This is a genomic window from Neopusillimonas aromaticivorans, from assembly GCF_030344915.1.
In the GTDB taxonomy this organism is placed as follows: domain Bacteria; phylum Pseudomonadota; class Gammaproteobacteria; order Burkholderiales; family Burkholderiaceae_B; genus Neopusillimonas; species Neopusillimonas aromaticivorans.
Genome location: NZ_CP128233.1, coordinates 2,771,812 through 2,785,798, shown reverse-complemented (window position 1 = coordinate 2,785,798; position 13,987 = coordinate 2,771,812). Strand labels below are relative to the sequence as shown.

Below are 13,987 nucleotides of genomic sequence, written 5' to 3'. Positions count from 1 at the left end.
CAATGGGCAGCAGCAATGTCAAGTGGTCTGAACGAAATCAGCCACTCGGGGAAATGGCTACTACAATCGACCAATAATGCAACAATTTAATACGCAGGAACTATGCTTACAGGCGAACTTCGCAATCAAATCAACGCTATCTGGGATGCCTTCTGGTCTGGGGGTATATCCAATCCCATGGAGGTCATGGAACAGCTGACGTATCTGCTCTTTATTCGTCGCCTGGATGACGCCCATACGCTGGAAGAAAACAAGGCCAACGTTTTGGGCACGCCGATGCAGAACCGAGTCTTTCCCAAGGGGAAGGATGACAAGGGGCGCTGTTACGACGATATGCGCTGGTCACGATTCAAGCATTTTTCCCCTGCCGAGATGTATGAGGTCGTGGCCGAACATGTGTTCCCCTTCATTCGTAACAAAGGCACTGACGGCTCCACGTATAGCCAGCACATGAAGGATGCCCGGTTTACCATCCCAACGCCCGGTCTACTGGCCAAGGTCGTTGACATGCTGAGTAGCGTCCCCATGGATGACCGGGATACGAAGGGCGACCTGTACGAGTACATGTTGGGCAAGATTGCCTCTGCCGGCCAAAACGGACAGTTCCGAACACCTCGCCACATCATTAAGCTGATGGTGGAGCTCATTGCGCCTACACCCAAAGATGTCATCTGCGACCCTGCTAGCGGCACCTGCGGCTTTCTAGTGGCAGCTAGCGAATACTTGCGCGAGACGCATGCAGACCTCTTCAACGATGTCACGGCACGGGAGCATTTCCACCGCAGCATGTTCCACGGCTACGACTTCGACAACACAATGCTCCGCATAGGCAGCATGAACATGGCCCTACACGGCGTCGAAGAGCCGGACATCCGCTACAAGGACTCCCTCGCCCAGGAGCACGCTGGAGATGAGGAGAAGTACTCTCTCATTCTTGCAAATCCGCCATTTTCCGGCTCGCTTGATTATGAAAATACAGCGAGAGACTTGCTCTCAATTGTTCGCACACGAAAAACCGAACTGCTCTTCATGGCCCTGTTCTTGCGACTTTTAAAGCCCGGTGGTCGTGCCGCAGTGATTGTACCCTCGGGCGTTATTGAGTCCGACAGTGCCGCGCATAGAACCTTAAGGAAAAAATTGCTCGAAGAAAACCGATTAGAAGGAGTTATTACACTACCGCACTGGGTTTTAAACCCTACGCAAGTGTTGCAACCGCCATTCTGATTTTTGGAAGGTCAGGGCAGACGGATTCAGTTTGGTTTTATCGGCTGGAAAATGATGGCTACAACAACGACGCGGTAAAAAGTATCAGAGAGGGTAGCGAATTACCTAGCTTATTAGAACTATGGAAGAAGCGCCATGAGGGGGATTACAAGCAACAAAAAGGGAAGCATAGGTTTGTTAGCCGAGAAGAAATCGTAGCGAATGACTATGACCTATGCGACCGCGTTTACTTGAGTGGCTACGAGTATCCATCCAACTATCCCCTTCGTCCGTTATCAGAGCTTTTTGACCTTCACAGAGGCACCGTGGGAGCATCACAGGCAGTCGGCGGCGACTATGTATGCGTTACCACCTCAGAAGAACCAAAGAGGCATACCGAATGGACATTTGATGGGGAGGCCATTTGCGTTCCAACGGTATCAGCGACGGGCCATGGTCACGCATCTATAAAACGAATTCATTACGTATCCGGAAAATTCTCGGCGGCAACAATCACAGTTGTAATGATGAAAAAGAAAAATGTAGATATATATGTTCCATATGTCTATCACTACCTTTTTGCGCACAAGGATGAGCTACTCGTCCCTTTAATGCGTGGCTCGGCAAATGTGTCTTTAAACGATGTCCGCCTCGGAAAACTGAGAATTCCCGTTCCACCAAGCATTGATGAACAAAAGCGGATTGTAGATAAGGTTGTACAAGCGAGACTTAACATTGAGTCCCTAAAAAAACAACTGACTTTGGCAGAATTAAATTTTGACAAAGAATTCTCAGAACTGCGAGATTCATTCTGACATTTTGAGGTAAATGAATGAGCAACTTCACCTTCCTTCAACCTGAATGGTCACTGGTCCATGAGTCCGCCAGCAAAGCCGAGAGGATGGTGAATGCCGACCCGCGCACGACGTGCTTTTATGCACGTCGCGCTCTAGAAATCGCCGTCGCATGGATATTCGCCCATGACGACACCCTGAAGGCTCCATATCAGGACAATCTCTCCGCCTTTATCAACGAGCCCACCTTTCGCAACCTAGTTGGCAGCGCTCTGTACACGAAGGCGCGACTCATCAAGGACCTGGGCAATTTGGCAGTCCATGGCACAAAGAAAATTGCTCCTTCCGATGCCGTCAACGCCACTCGTGAGCTCTTTCATTTCTGCTTCTGGGTAGCCAGAACCTACGGTCAACGTCACCGTCCAGCGCCGGATTTGAAGTTCTCACTGTCGCTGATTCCCGCATCGGAGACTCTTACTGCCGCACCCCAATCTGCTGAGCAGCTGCAAAAGCTCCAGCAATCGCTAGAGGAAAAGGACAACAGGCTCAAGCAGGCGTTGCAGGACAAATCGGCACTCGATGCTGAGCTAAAGCAGCTCCAGGCCGAAGTCGCCAAGGCGAAGCAAGCCAACCAGGCAGTACCGGATACCCATGACTATTCCGAGGCCCAGACCCGCAAGGCCTATATCGACCTGCTGCTCAAGGAAGCCGGTTGGGATTTAACCCCAGAGCGGAACTTCGAGGTTGAAGTCCAAGGCATGCCGAACAACCAAGGAGTGGGCTATGTGGACTATGTGCTGTGGGGTAATGACGGCAAGCCATTGGCGCTAATTGAGGCCAAGCGCACGACACGCAGCCCTATGGAAGGTCAGCAGCAGGCCAAGCTGTATGCGGATTGCCTGGAGAAAGCCTACGGCCAGCGCCCCGTCATCTTCTATTCCAACGGATATGAGCATTGGCTGTGGGATGACAAAGCCTATCCGCCACGAGAGGTTCAGGGCTTTTACAAGAAGGACGAACTGGAACTGACCGTCCAGCGCCGGCGCATGCGCAAGCCCCTTTCTGAAGCAATTGTCGATACCAGTATCATCGAGCGCTATTACCAGACCCGGGCAGTGCGCCGAGTAGGTGAAGCCTTCGAGCAGGATAAGCAGCGCAAAGCCTTGCTTGTCATGGCGACGGGTTCCGGCAAAACACGTACGGTGATTGCCTTAGCTGATGTCTTGATGCGCAGCAATTGGGTAAAACGTATATTGTTTCTGGCAGACCGCGTGGCGCTGGTCAACCAGGCCGTAAACGCATTCAAGACGCATCTGCCGGATGCGGCGCCCGTCAATCTGGTGACGGACAAGGACACGGAAGGACGCGTTTTTGTGTCGACCTATCCCACAATGATGGGATTGATTGATGAGGCACGTGACGGGCAACGCCGCTTTGGCGTCGGCCATTTTGACCTGATAGTGATTGATGAGGCGCACCGCTCGGTCTATCAGAAATACCGTGCCATCTTCAATTACTTTGATTCCTTATTAGTCGGGCTGACGGCCACTCCGAAGGATGAGGTCGACCATAACACCTACAGTCTATTCGAACTTGAAGACGGTGTTCCGACAGACGCCTATGGGCTGGACGAAGCCGTGGCCGATGGCCATCTGGTGCCTCCAGTTGCAATTTCGGTTCCACTGCGCTTTCAACGTGAGGGTATCCGCTACGATGACCTGTCCGACGAGGAAAAGGAAGCATGGGACGAACTGGAGTGGGATGAAGACGGTAGCATTCCCGACGAGGTCAATGCCGAGGCAATGAACAAATGGCTGTTCAATGTGGATACCGTCGACAAGGTGCTGGCGACCCTGATGCAGAAAGGCCAGAAGGTGGCCGGCGGCGACCGCCTGGGCAGAACCATCATCTTTGCAAAGAACAATGACCACGCTGACTTTATTGCCCAACGCTTTAATGCCAACTACCCCCATTACATGGGGCATTTTGCTCGGGTAATAACTTACAAGACCGAATACGCACAAAGCCTCATTGATGCATTTTCATCGAAGGAGAACATGCCGCATATCGCCATCTCGGTGGACATGCTCGATACCGGCATCGACGTTCCGGAAGTCGTCAATCTCGTATTTTTCAAAGCAGTACGGTCCAAGACAAAATTCTGGCAAATGCTGGGACGCGGTACCCGATTATGTAAAGACCTTTACGGCCCAGGCCAGGACAAACAAAGTTTCTTCATATTTGACTTCTGCCAAAACTTGGAGTTCTTCAGCCAGAACCCAGAAGGAGCAGAGGGTTCGATGGCAGAACCCCTGAGCACAAGGCTTTTAAAGCTCGGCTTGAAATTATTCAGGAAATCGGTGAGCGGCCTGATACTGCTGTTCAGGACAACATACTGGGTGATATGGCTCTGCCAGAGTATGTCAATGCCATACAGCAAGTACGCAGAGACTTTATTGAACACCTGCATGAAAGTGTGCAGGGCATGAATATCGACAACTTCATCGTGCGACCGCATCGACGTCATGTCGAAAAATTCGCTCAAAACGACGCATGGGAATCTCTTTCAACCGATGACTTTCACGAGCTACAGAATGAAGTGGCTGGCTTGCCTAGCGCTGCTATAGATGACGACGAAGAAGCCAAGCGCTTTGACATGCTTGTGCTACGTACCGAATTAGCCATACTCCGCGCCCTACCCGGGTTTTCCGGTTTGCAAGAGAAAATTCAGACCATCGCTGGAGCCTTGGAAGAACAGTCTTCGATTCCAGCCATCAAAGCCGAAATTGAGTTCATTCAGGCAGTGGCAAGCGACGAATGGTGGCAAGACATTACTGTTCCCATGCTAGAAATGGCACGCCGCAGACTGCGTCGACTAGTCAAGCTGATTCCAAAGGGTCAAAAAAGTGGTGTACACCGATTTTGAGGACGAAATCGGCGACAGCGAAACGATTGACCTGCCACAGGTGACTGCAGGGTTGAACATGGCAAAGTTCAAGGAAAAAGCGCGCCAGTTCCTGCGCCAGCACGAATCTCACTTGGCATTACAGCGTCTGAAACGAAACCTGCCGCTGACGCCAGGTGACCTGGTTGAATTTGAGGTCATGCTCAAACAAGCCGGCGGCTCACCCGAACTAATTAAGGAAGCGTCAGATAAGAGCCATGGGCTTGGTGCATTCATTCGCTCTTTGGTCGGCTTAGACCGTGAGGCAGCCATGGAGGCCTTCAGTGAGTTTATCAAGGGTGGAACAGCGACGGCTAACCAGATTGAATTCATTAACCTTATTGTGCTGGAGCTTGTGCAGAACGGGATGATGGAGCCATCGCGACTATTTGAATCCCCCTACACAAATCTACATGCGCAGGGTCCGCTGGGCATATTCAAGCCTGAGCAAGTACAAAGAATTGTGAAGGTGCTGACGGATATCAATAAGACAGTGCAGGCAGCATAGGCGGGATGCTTACCCTCGGCGATGGCAGGCCAGCCCAAGAAAAAAACCGAAAAATAAAACATTGACCTCATTCCCCTTCGTCATACCGCGTTCTACCAGGCCGGTATCATTGTCCTCTTGCGGTATAACGGTGAAATCCATAGGCATCTTTCAAAGCTTGGAAGCCTATTGCTCTGGTTATCGTCTGTCGTTGTTCCCGCATATGATTTCGTCAACGATAGAGAGAGGCGCGTTGATACCTGGCGGGTGGCCCAGACATTTCCCTTCGGCTTGGATAAACCACTCAAGCTCTTGGCGAAGGGCTTTAGGAACAAACATGATGTCCATGTCCAAAGCTCTCGCCAGTTCGAGCAGTGTGGACAAACGCGGGTCTGCTTTCCCCGACTCAGCTTGCTGGATGGCAGTTCGACTCAGTGCCGTAAGTGTTGCAAGTTCGTTCTGAGTCAGGTGGCGGGACTTTCGCATGGTGACCAAGCTTTCAAGTAGTGGATGCATGAACGGCCTCGTGGGATGATGTGGGACCTCGGGTATGATGCGTGGCGGACTCTTCATCTTACCGTCTGTCGGCCTAGAAGCAGAAAATTTTCCGGCGGTGTCGAGAAGCGAAAATTTCCCGCGTAGATTCATTCGCTTACGGGTAGTGCCATATTTTGCTTTGTTTCTGCATGAAGTGCGTTGATGATTGAGCCGAGTTCCGAGCGCAAAATTTATAATCTTTAGATTCCAAGGGGCTAAGGAATTTTGGGGGATGTGTGAGTAATAATGACAATTTTTCAAAACTGCTAGTTCATTTGCAAGGCATGGGAGAGGAGGCATATATCTCTCCCCAATCGCACGCAGACTATCAGAAGTTCATTACCCAGTTCCCTGCACAAACGCTTGAAACGCTGACGCTTGACCAATACTGCGTTGGTAAGGGCAGCCGCGAGTCATTTTGCTGGTGGATTGAGCGTGGGTTGGAAAAGGTACTGGGCCGATATATGCCAGGAACCTCTCGCGGTCATATGATTTACTGGGAGGGCAATGGACAGCTCTACAAGACCCATGACTTAGCCCAACTGTCTGACCATGATGCCTTGGCATATGTTCTTCAAGTGCATGCGTGCATAGCGCAATGCAATGTGCAAGATGACTTGGCGTGGTTGGATGACAAGCAAAAGCTTCAGGAACGAATGGGGCGACCAGTATTGGCCATGCCGGGAAGGGCGAGACGCTTGCGTTTGCTGGTTTGCTATCACCCTGAAGATTTCATTCCCATCAGTTCGCCTGACCATATTAAGAACTTTTTAGATAAGTTAGGCTATACAGGAGCCTTGCCACCTCCTGACAAGGTGGTGCAGTTGATGAAGCTCCTTGAGACTTTTTTTCAGAGGGCCAAAGAGCAGATTCCTAGGTTGACGCGCAGTGGATTTGCCAAGGGCTTGTATAGCAAGGCGCTTGGTCTAGCACCTCGCGATACGTCAGTTGCTGAGGACGATACCCCCGAAGATTCCATTCCGCTAAATATAATGCTCTCAAAATCGACTACACCCGTCCTCAATCAGATTCTTTTTGGTCCACCAGGCACTGGAAAAACTTATTCCGTGGTAACTAAAGCGCTGGAGATTGTGGAACCGCAATTGATAGCGCAAGTTCAGGCCGATACCGGACTGAGCCTAGCCGCACAAAGGCAAAAGCTCAAGCAGCGTTTTGATGAACTGGTGGAGCAGGAGCGGATTCGCTTTACGACCTTTCACCAGAGCTTCAGCTACGAGGATTTTGTGGAAGGTATTCGCGCGTCGGTAGATGATGGTGACGATGGCGGCCAGCCCCGCTTTGTCATCGAAAAGGGCATTTTTGCACAACTATGTGATGCTGCGCTGCAGAATCGCGAGCAGGATGCGGAGCTGGGCGTACGAGATGGTGCGTCTGTCTGGAAGGTGTCAATTGGTGAAATCAACGGCGCCTCCAACACCCGCGACTACTGTTTTGCCCACGATGAGATGCGCGTGGGCTGGCCCAATGCAGGTGATTTAGCGACCGAAGAGTATCAGAATAATCCCGCCTTCAGCCATCACAACAAAAATGCGCTTTGGGCGTTCGCTAAAGGGGCGCAGATTGGCGATATCGTGCTGTGCTTTGCGAGCAATAGCTCCATCAGCGCGGTGGGAGTGGTGACTGGGGACTATCGCCACGATAATTCCATGCCGGATGCTGTGCGCAAGGATTTCGTACATGTGCGGCCTGTGCGCTGGTTGCTCAAGAACATCTCGTTTTCGGTCAAGGAACTCAACGGTAATAAAGCGCTGGTGCAGCAGACGATGTATGAGCTACACCGTATTACTTGGCCGCGATTGCAGGAGGCATTACAGGCAAAGGGCTTTGAATTGAGTAGTCGCCCAACTCAGGCTGCGAATGCCTCACTGCCTTACGTTCTGGTCATCGATGAAATTAACCGCGGCAATGTATCGCGCATCTTTGGTGAGTTGATTACGTTGATTGAACCGTCCAAGCGTGCAGGAGCATCAGAGGCGCTCTCTATCACCTTGCCGTACTCAAGCAGTCTTTCACCGTGCCCAGTAATGTTTACATCATTGGCACGATGAATACGACGGACCGCTCATTGGCGGGGCTGGATGTAGCCTTGCGCCGCCGTTTTTCCTTTCAGGAACTGCTGCCAGACCTAACAGCATTGGATGGGGTTGTAGTAAAGGACGAGACTGATGCGGGTATCAATGTAGATGTGCGGCAGATGCTGGCGGTCATGAATGAGCGCATTGAAGTGCTGCTGGACCGCGAACATCAGATAGGACATGCGTACTTCATGCCCTTACAGAGCGAGCCAACCTTGGAGCGGCTAGCGCAGATATTCCACCAGCAAATCTTACCGTTGCTACAAGAATATTTTTTTGACGATTGGGAACGTATCGCACTGGTTCTCAATGACCATCGCAAACCCACTGCGCAACGCTTTGTGCAGGAGCACGGTACGTCTTTGGACGCTCTGTTTGGCAATGTGGAGCAGTTGCCACGAGGGCGTAAACGCTGGCGTATCAACACCAAGGCCTTTACGTCGCTGGCCAGTTTTGCAAGGATTGCCCAGGTAGTGCCATTAAAGGAGCAAAGCCAAGCGCCAGATACTGCGCCTGCGCAAGAATCTGCGTCATCGGCAGACTCTGAGATTGTAAACGTGCAGGCAGGCTGAGAGCAGAGATGATTACGGTGCGGGAATATGCCCGCCTGACCACCGGATGGTGTGAGCCGTCGTTGGACGTGGCGCAGGTGTCGACCTCGGCGTTCAACTGGCTGTGCGAGCTGCAAAGCCGAATAGCCCCAGGTGGTGCCAGTCTTTTGGAGCTTGAGGGCCAGACTTGGCTGCGATTGACCAGCTTGGTCGGTGTGATTCAAACCCCGTGTGGCACCACTTTGGAAATTTTGCCTAAGACCTATTCTGATGTAGCCGATTTTGCGGAGAGCCGCCGGTTGCTGCGTAAGATGGTGTTGGCGTTGCTGGATTTGCCTGCCAAAGAGGCGGAAGCAGCTACGTTGGAGAGCTTTCAAGTGCCACTCACCGAATGGGTGATGGCGCAGTTTGTAAAGTGCTTGCATCACCTGATACAGCAAGGCATTCGCTCGGATTACGTCAGGGTCGAGGAAGAGCTTCCTTTTTGCGTGGGCAACTCAATACCACAGTGCAGATGCGCCAATCGCCTACCAAGGCGCACTTGTTCCATATCCGGTACGATGTGTTTTCACCGGACCAAGCGGCCAACCGTTTGCTTCGCCTGGCGCTGGAGCGGGTGCGCCGGGCCACTGTTTCGCCAGAGACTTGGCGATTAGCCAATGAATTAGCGCATCGTTTGGTAGAAATTCCCCAAAGCTGCAATCCAGTTCAGGATTGGCGGGCTTGGGGGCTGGCCGTCTGATGGCCCGCTACAAAGACATTCGCCCGTGGTGTGCGTTGGTGTTAGGCGAGAACATGCCTTTGGCGCTAATGGGGCAGACCCAGGGCCTGAGCTTGCTTTTTCCCATGGAGAAACTGTTTGAGAACTATGTCGCTCGGTGGCTGCACAAGCAATTATCCGATGACTATAGCCTTCGGACGCAGGCGCGCCATCATTCACTAGCGCATCACGCTGGCGAATCGATGTTTCAGTTGAGGCCAGACATACTGCTCCACAGCGAAGAAAAACAAACCACCTGGGTGCTGGACACGAAGTGGAAGCGACTGGATGCTGCGAACCGCAGTAGAAGCTACGGTATTTCGGAGCGTGACATGTACCAGATGTTGGCGTACGGCAGCACGTATTTGAAAGGAAGCGGGCGTTTGCTGTTGGTGTACCCCAGCTGGGCTGGGTTCAACAAGGCTTTACCGTATTTTCAGTTGCCGGGGAGTTTGCGGCTGGATGCAGTGCCGTTCGATTTAGATACGGATGGTCTGGTGACGGATGAATTACTGGAGTTTCTGCAGAAGCCCGCCAAATAAAGTGAAGCCAACCTTCATATGTGCGGATACCTATGGACGAGTATTCATGGTTGGTAAGGATGGAGCGGAAGGCGGATTCCGCATGTGGCGCTTGGCAGAGGGCGATACTTTGGTCAATGATGGGCCATTCGAAATATCTCGATTGATGTTTTCGTGAAATGCGGCAAAATGGATTTTCAGGTTCCTGAGTGAAATAGACAAGAGGTACATCGAATTACGGCATGGTGAAGAAAAAGACGCAGGAGAACACTGGCCTCTCAAAAGCGGTAGAACAGCGCTCTCCGTATAAATCACTTTCGAATCCCGCCTCGACGGGAGGCGCTGGCGGTCACTACGAAGCCAAGATTCAAGCCACTTACTTATGGGCCATGCTCATCGGTAAGCTCACATCCCTACAACGCGACAGTCGAATCACCAGCTTGAGCTTTCAAGCAAAAATTGATGGTCACGAAACCGACGATTTAGTCTGCGAACTCACAAACTCGGCTGGCCAAAAAGCTAAGGCCCTCATTCAAGTTAAGCGCTCACTTTCCGCTAACGCCTCCGACGGAAAATTTAAGGAAGCCATTACGGCAGCGTGGCTAGATTTCCAAAATCATGAAAAGTTCGAACGAAATCGAGACCGTATTGTTTTGGCATACGATGAAAGTTTGTCTCCCAAAATCAATGGTGCCAAAGAGCTATCTAAGATTGCAAAGACATCCTTAGACTGCGAGGATTTCCAGCGGAAAGCTATTACTGCGGGTTTTAGCTCGACAGCAAAGCGAGGGGCATTAGCCGTAGTCCGCTCTTTCATAGAGGAAATTACGTCGTCACCCTTGCCCGATGAAGAACAATTTCTATTTTGGAAACATCTTCTTTTCGTCTCACATAGCGTGGACGATGAAGGTTCTAATGAGCACGCTTCAGCCCTGACAGAGATAGCATGGGTATTAGGGGCAGAGCTGGCACCACATCCAGCATCCGCATGGGCTCTACTCGTTGATACCAGTCTGTCGTTCAATTCAACTGCTGCATCAGTGAATTTAGAGACTATTGACGCGCATTTGCCACCACATTGGGTTCCTGCACTAAGGGCTCACAGAGACAGGGCAAGCACAGGAGCTTCGTTAGGACTCCTTTAAGTGGCGACCTTACTGATTCCGCGTCTCCTCGCCAGAATAGTTCTGGCTATGCTCATTCGGGAATGGATGCCTCACCGATGGGTAGGCGACATAGTCCGTTGTTTACACAAGAAGGGTTTATTCAGTCTTCCTCCCAAGAGTCCTCCGCCAACAAGCTGATTACCAGGCAGTTGGATGCTATCTCTGAAAAGCTAAATAACTGCCTTTATGAGATAGCTCTCGATGATATTGGAACCATCGGGAAGGACCTGCAACCCTTCGATAATGCCCAGAAGGCTCGATGGTATCAACAGCGAGGTGTTTGTCATTGGCATCTGGGCAGTGAGGAGCAGGCCGCTGCTGATTTTCTAAAAGCGGGTGAACTTGATAAGGACAATGAGAAAGCTGTCTCTGCTCGAATAAGAGGGCTAGTCCTTACAAACAATGCCGAACAGGCAATTGAAGAAGCGAATATCGCATTAGAGCGATTTCCTGATTCATTACCGATTTTGTTGTCCGTATTGCATGCCAAGATTACGCAGAACGCACAGATTGACTGTGCTCTTATTCCCCCTGCACATCGAAAAGAGACTGATGTTCTGCAGATACTGGCGTGGGCAGCTAAACAGCGCGGTGAGTGGACAACAGCCATCGAATTGGCTCTTACAGCACTAGACTCTAAATCTGTCGGATTTTATACCCGCAACACTGCTCTTACGGTAGTGGTTGAGAACATCATTAATAGTGGTGGTTCTTTATCCTACCGGATTCTCGAGCCTGGGTCTGCCGAGCAGCTCAAAAAAGTAACGGCTGCCTTTGAGCCATGGTCCGAGCATTTGTGGCCTGTCCAAAGTTCTTTGGTTGTGGCGGATACCGCGGCATATCTTGGATACGCGTACTTGATGCTGAACGAAGCAGAGATGGCTCTAAGAGTTGCTCAGGATGCTCATGCGCATAAATTAAGCTGCCCAAACTTGCTCAGAGTGGAGCTAGATGCCTTGAATCGTCTTGGACGTCATCCTGAATACTGGGAAAAAGCATCTCAATACATTGAGCAATTGGACGATGAGAACTTAATAAGCATTGCACAAAATGCCGCCAATGAAGGCCGTCTTGATTTAGTTGAGAAAGCCATAGAAACAGCGAGCTCAGGAAACCCAACGCTCTCAAAAATGTTGACGGCGCTACGGTGGCTCGCTCTCGTAAACTCGGGAGAGCCGGCGCAGGCCAAAAAAGAGGTTTTATCCTACGACCTAGTACAAGAAACGGACTTGCATCTGCTATCTATGGCCGCCCGTATTTATCTTGAAGAAAAAGAAGAGGCATCAGCGGAGGTTGTACTTAATCAGCTTTTACGGCTTGCGAGTGATAAAGATAGAACCGAGTCTATGCTGTTAGCCGATTTGTTGTATGACATGCGGCGCTATAGGGAAGCTTTACAGCATTACGAAAGGGTCCTGCCAAAAAACCAGTTTAGTGATTGGCATGTCCGGTTATTACGTTGTTACGTGAAAACAGATAACCGACGGAAGGCAAAGAAACTCATCGAAGGTTTCCCCGCTGGCTGGGTAGAAGACGATAAAGCTCGGTTTCTAGCATTGGAGCTTGGTCAATCCGCAGGAGACTGGTCGTTCGTAGAGGGCGTAGCAAAGGCAGAGCTTGAAAGCTGTCCCAAACAGGCATCTAGCTGGCTATTGAATCTGCAGACTCTTGTACGTTTGAAACCTGCCGTTGTCGTGCGCGATTTTTGGACACCATGCCCTTAGAACTGGAAGGTTCAATTCAGCAAATCGTACAGATTTCGGTTCAAGAAATTCGATACGGACTGATTGATAATGGCATGCAACGCTTATATCGTCTTCATCGAAAAAACTTAAATAGCATCGAATCAGCATCTGCATTCTTCTCCGCATGCCTGCTACTAAACATAGAAAAATCGAAGTATATGCAAGATAGCTTGGCCGTCGTCCAGCCCGGCACAAGCGTCCAATTGAAGGAGGACTCAGGTAAGCTTTGGAAAGTCACAATTGACCCCTCTGGGATGGAGGAGCTGCCTGCTGCATCAGAGTTCGTCTCATCCTCCTCACAATATGCTCAACACTTACTTGGGGCTGCTACAGGAAAGAAACTTATCTTGCCAGGGCCTTTAGGTACGCAGCTCGAAGTTGAAGTGGTAACCGTGAGCTCGGCTTATCTGCGTTTACTCATTTTGGCTCGCGATTTAGCCACAGAGTCTCCATCTCCTTCGTCTAATTTCGTAACCTTTTCTATGAAGACCCAGGATGATGGAGACATTAACCTGGACCCACTGCTTGAAGAACTACAGCGTCACAGCGCACACACTAGGAAAGCATGTCAACTGTACGAAAACCATCCATTTACCTTGGGAAAATTTTCGGAACTGGTGGGAAGAAGTCCTGTTGATGCTGTCCGAAGCTGGGGCCCAGAGCTACCAGCCTTGTTTGTGTCGACAGGCACGCCCGAAGAGCGCCAAATGGCGGCCGTATCATTAGCGAACTCGGAGCAGGCCTACGTGATTGACGCGGCAACGCTTGCTCTTCTCGTGAATTTTAATTGCGTGTCTGTGCTTGGAGGCTTGCCCAAGGTTTGGATTTCCTCTGTTTCAAGAGACATGATTCATGCCGAGTTGGAGAAAGCAAAAACTGAGCCCAGTTCGCACGCCACGATGTTTGAAAAAGATGGAAAGCTTGGCGTTGTGGAAACGACGAAGGAGCACCAAAACTCCAACTTGTGTCAGCTAGAAGCTATGGAGTATGCGATAGAGTCGTATTGCGAGGTGGCACCTGCGTATGGTCTTGAGCAGGAGAACGAAACCATTGGCAAAATACAACCCGTGCTGACTTATGAAGAACACTCGGTACTTTTGCTAGCGGAAGAAAAAATGCATACCTTTTTACCGTCGATGGTCGTTTTCGACGTATTGCCTCACTAGCTTCAATATCAGGTGTG

Annotated in this window: 8 protein-coding genes and 3 pseudogenes; 10 read left to right on the top strand and 1 reads right to left on the bottom strand. The window is 50.7% G+C overall.

Annotation, left to right across the window (positions count from 1 at the left end):
- The first annotated feature begins 102 nt into the window (after nt 1–102).
- The 4 genes and pseudogenes from N7E01_RS15390 (at nt 103) to N7E01_RS15375 (ending at nt 5,449) form a co-directional block, all read left to right on the top strand.
- Nucleotides 103–1,224 (top strand): type I restriction-modification system subunit M, encoded by a 1,122-nt coding sequence (locus N7E01_RS15390; RefSeq protein ID WP_289173511.1) that lies wholly within the window; start codon nt 103–105, stop codon nt 1,222–1,224.
- Nucleotides 1,137–1,397, top strand: a pseudogene (locus tag N7E01_RS15385) (hypothetical protein); the annotation flags it as partial. The gene N7E01_RS15390 and the pseudogene N7E01_RS15385, both read left to right, overlap by 88 nt.
- 132 nt (nt 1,398–1,529) lie before the next feature.
- Entirely contained in the window at nt 1,530–2,018 is a 489-nt protein-coding gene (locus N7E01_RS15380; RefSeq protein WP_289173510.1) for a restriction endonuclease subunit S, read from the top strand.
- Between the two features lie 17 nt (nt 2,019–2,035).
- Nucleotides 2,036–5,449 (top strand): annotated as a pseudogene (locus N7E01_RS15375) (DEAD/DEAH box helicase family protein).
- A gap of 177 nt (nt 5,450–5,626) precedes the next feature.
- Here N7E01_RS15375 and N7E01_RS15370 read toward each other — a convergent pair.
- Nucleotides 5,627–5,914, bottom strand: coding sequence for a helix-turn-helix domain-containing protein (locus tag N7E01_RS15370; RefSeq protein WP_350495043.1), 288 nt, complete (start codon nt 5,912–5,914; stop codon nt 5,627–5,629).
- 287 nt (nt 5,915–6,201) lie between these two features.
- Between N7E01_RS15370 and N7E01_RS15365 the strand changes: the two genes are divergently transcribed.
- The 6 genes and pseudogenes from N7E01_RS15365 (at nt 6,202) to N7E01_RS15330 (ending at nt 13,970) form a co-directional block, all read left to right on the top strand.
- Nucleotides 6,202–8,034, top strand: a complete 1,833-nt coding sequence (locus N7E01_RS15365; protein WP_289173508.1) for a DUF8426 domain-containing protein — start codon at nt 6,202–6,204, stop codon at nt 8,032–8,034.
- Nucleotides 8,031–8,633: a 5-methylcytosine-specific restriction endonuclease subunit McrB gene (locus N7E01_RS15360; RefSeq protein WP_289173507.1), complete on the top strand. Its 603-nt coding sequence runs from the start codon at nt 8,031–8,033 to the stop codon at nt 8,631–8,633. The genes N7E01_RS15365 and N7E01_RS15360 overlap by 4 nt, the downstream gene beginning before the upstream one ends.
- Nucleotides 8,634–8,641: 8 nt before the next feature.
- Nucleotides 8,642–9,914 (top strand): annotated as a pseudogene (locus N7E01_RS19070) (McrC family protein).
- Nucleotides 9,915–10,135: 221 nt separating this feature from the next.
- Complete coding sequence (locus N7E01_RS15340) at nt 10,136–11,038, top strand: hypothetical protein (protein ID WP_289173504.1); 903 nt, start codon at nt 10,136–10,138, stop codon at nt 11,036–11,038.
- Between the two features lie 98 nt (nt 11,039–11,136).
- Nucleotides 11,137–12,783, top strand: coding sequence for a tetratricopeptide repeat protein (locus N7E01_RS15335; protein WP_289173503.1), 1,647 nt, complete (start codon nt 11,137–11,139; stop codon nt 12,781–12,783).
- Complete coding sequence (locus N7E01_RS15330; RefSeq protein ID WP_289173502.1) at nt 12,774–13,970, top strand: PIN domain-containing protein; 1,197 nt, start codon at nt 12,774–12,776, stop codon at nt 13,968–13,970. The genes N7E01_RS15335 and N7E01_RS15330 overlap by 10 nt, the downstream gene beginning before the upstream one ends.
- The last annotated feature ends 17 nt before the right edge of the window (nt 13,971–13,987 follow it).

Excerpts from the sequence above, each read along its gene's own strand:
- N7E01_RS15360 (WP_289173507.1), top strand. The coding sequence starts at position 8,031 with ATGAATACGACGGACCGCTCATTGGCGGGGCTGGATGTAGCCTTGCGC.
- N7E01_RS15390 (WP_289173511.1), top strand. The coding sequence starts at position 103 with ATGCTTACAGGCGAACTTCGCAATCAAATCAACGCTATCTGGGATGCC.
- N7E01_RS15340 (WP_289173504.1), top strand. The coding sequence starts at position 10,136 with ATGGTGAAGAAAAAGACGCAGGAGAACACTGGCCTCTCAAAAGCGGTA.
- N7E01_RS15370 (WP_350495043.1), bottom strand. The coding sequence starts at position 5,914 with ATGCGAAAGTCCCGCCACCTGACTCAGAACGAACTTGCAACACTTACG.
- N7E01_RS15330 (WP_289173502.1), top strand. The coding sequence starts at position 12,774 with ATGCCCTTAGAACTGGAAGGTTCAATTCAGCAAATCGTACAGATTTCG.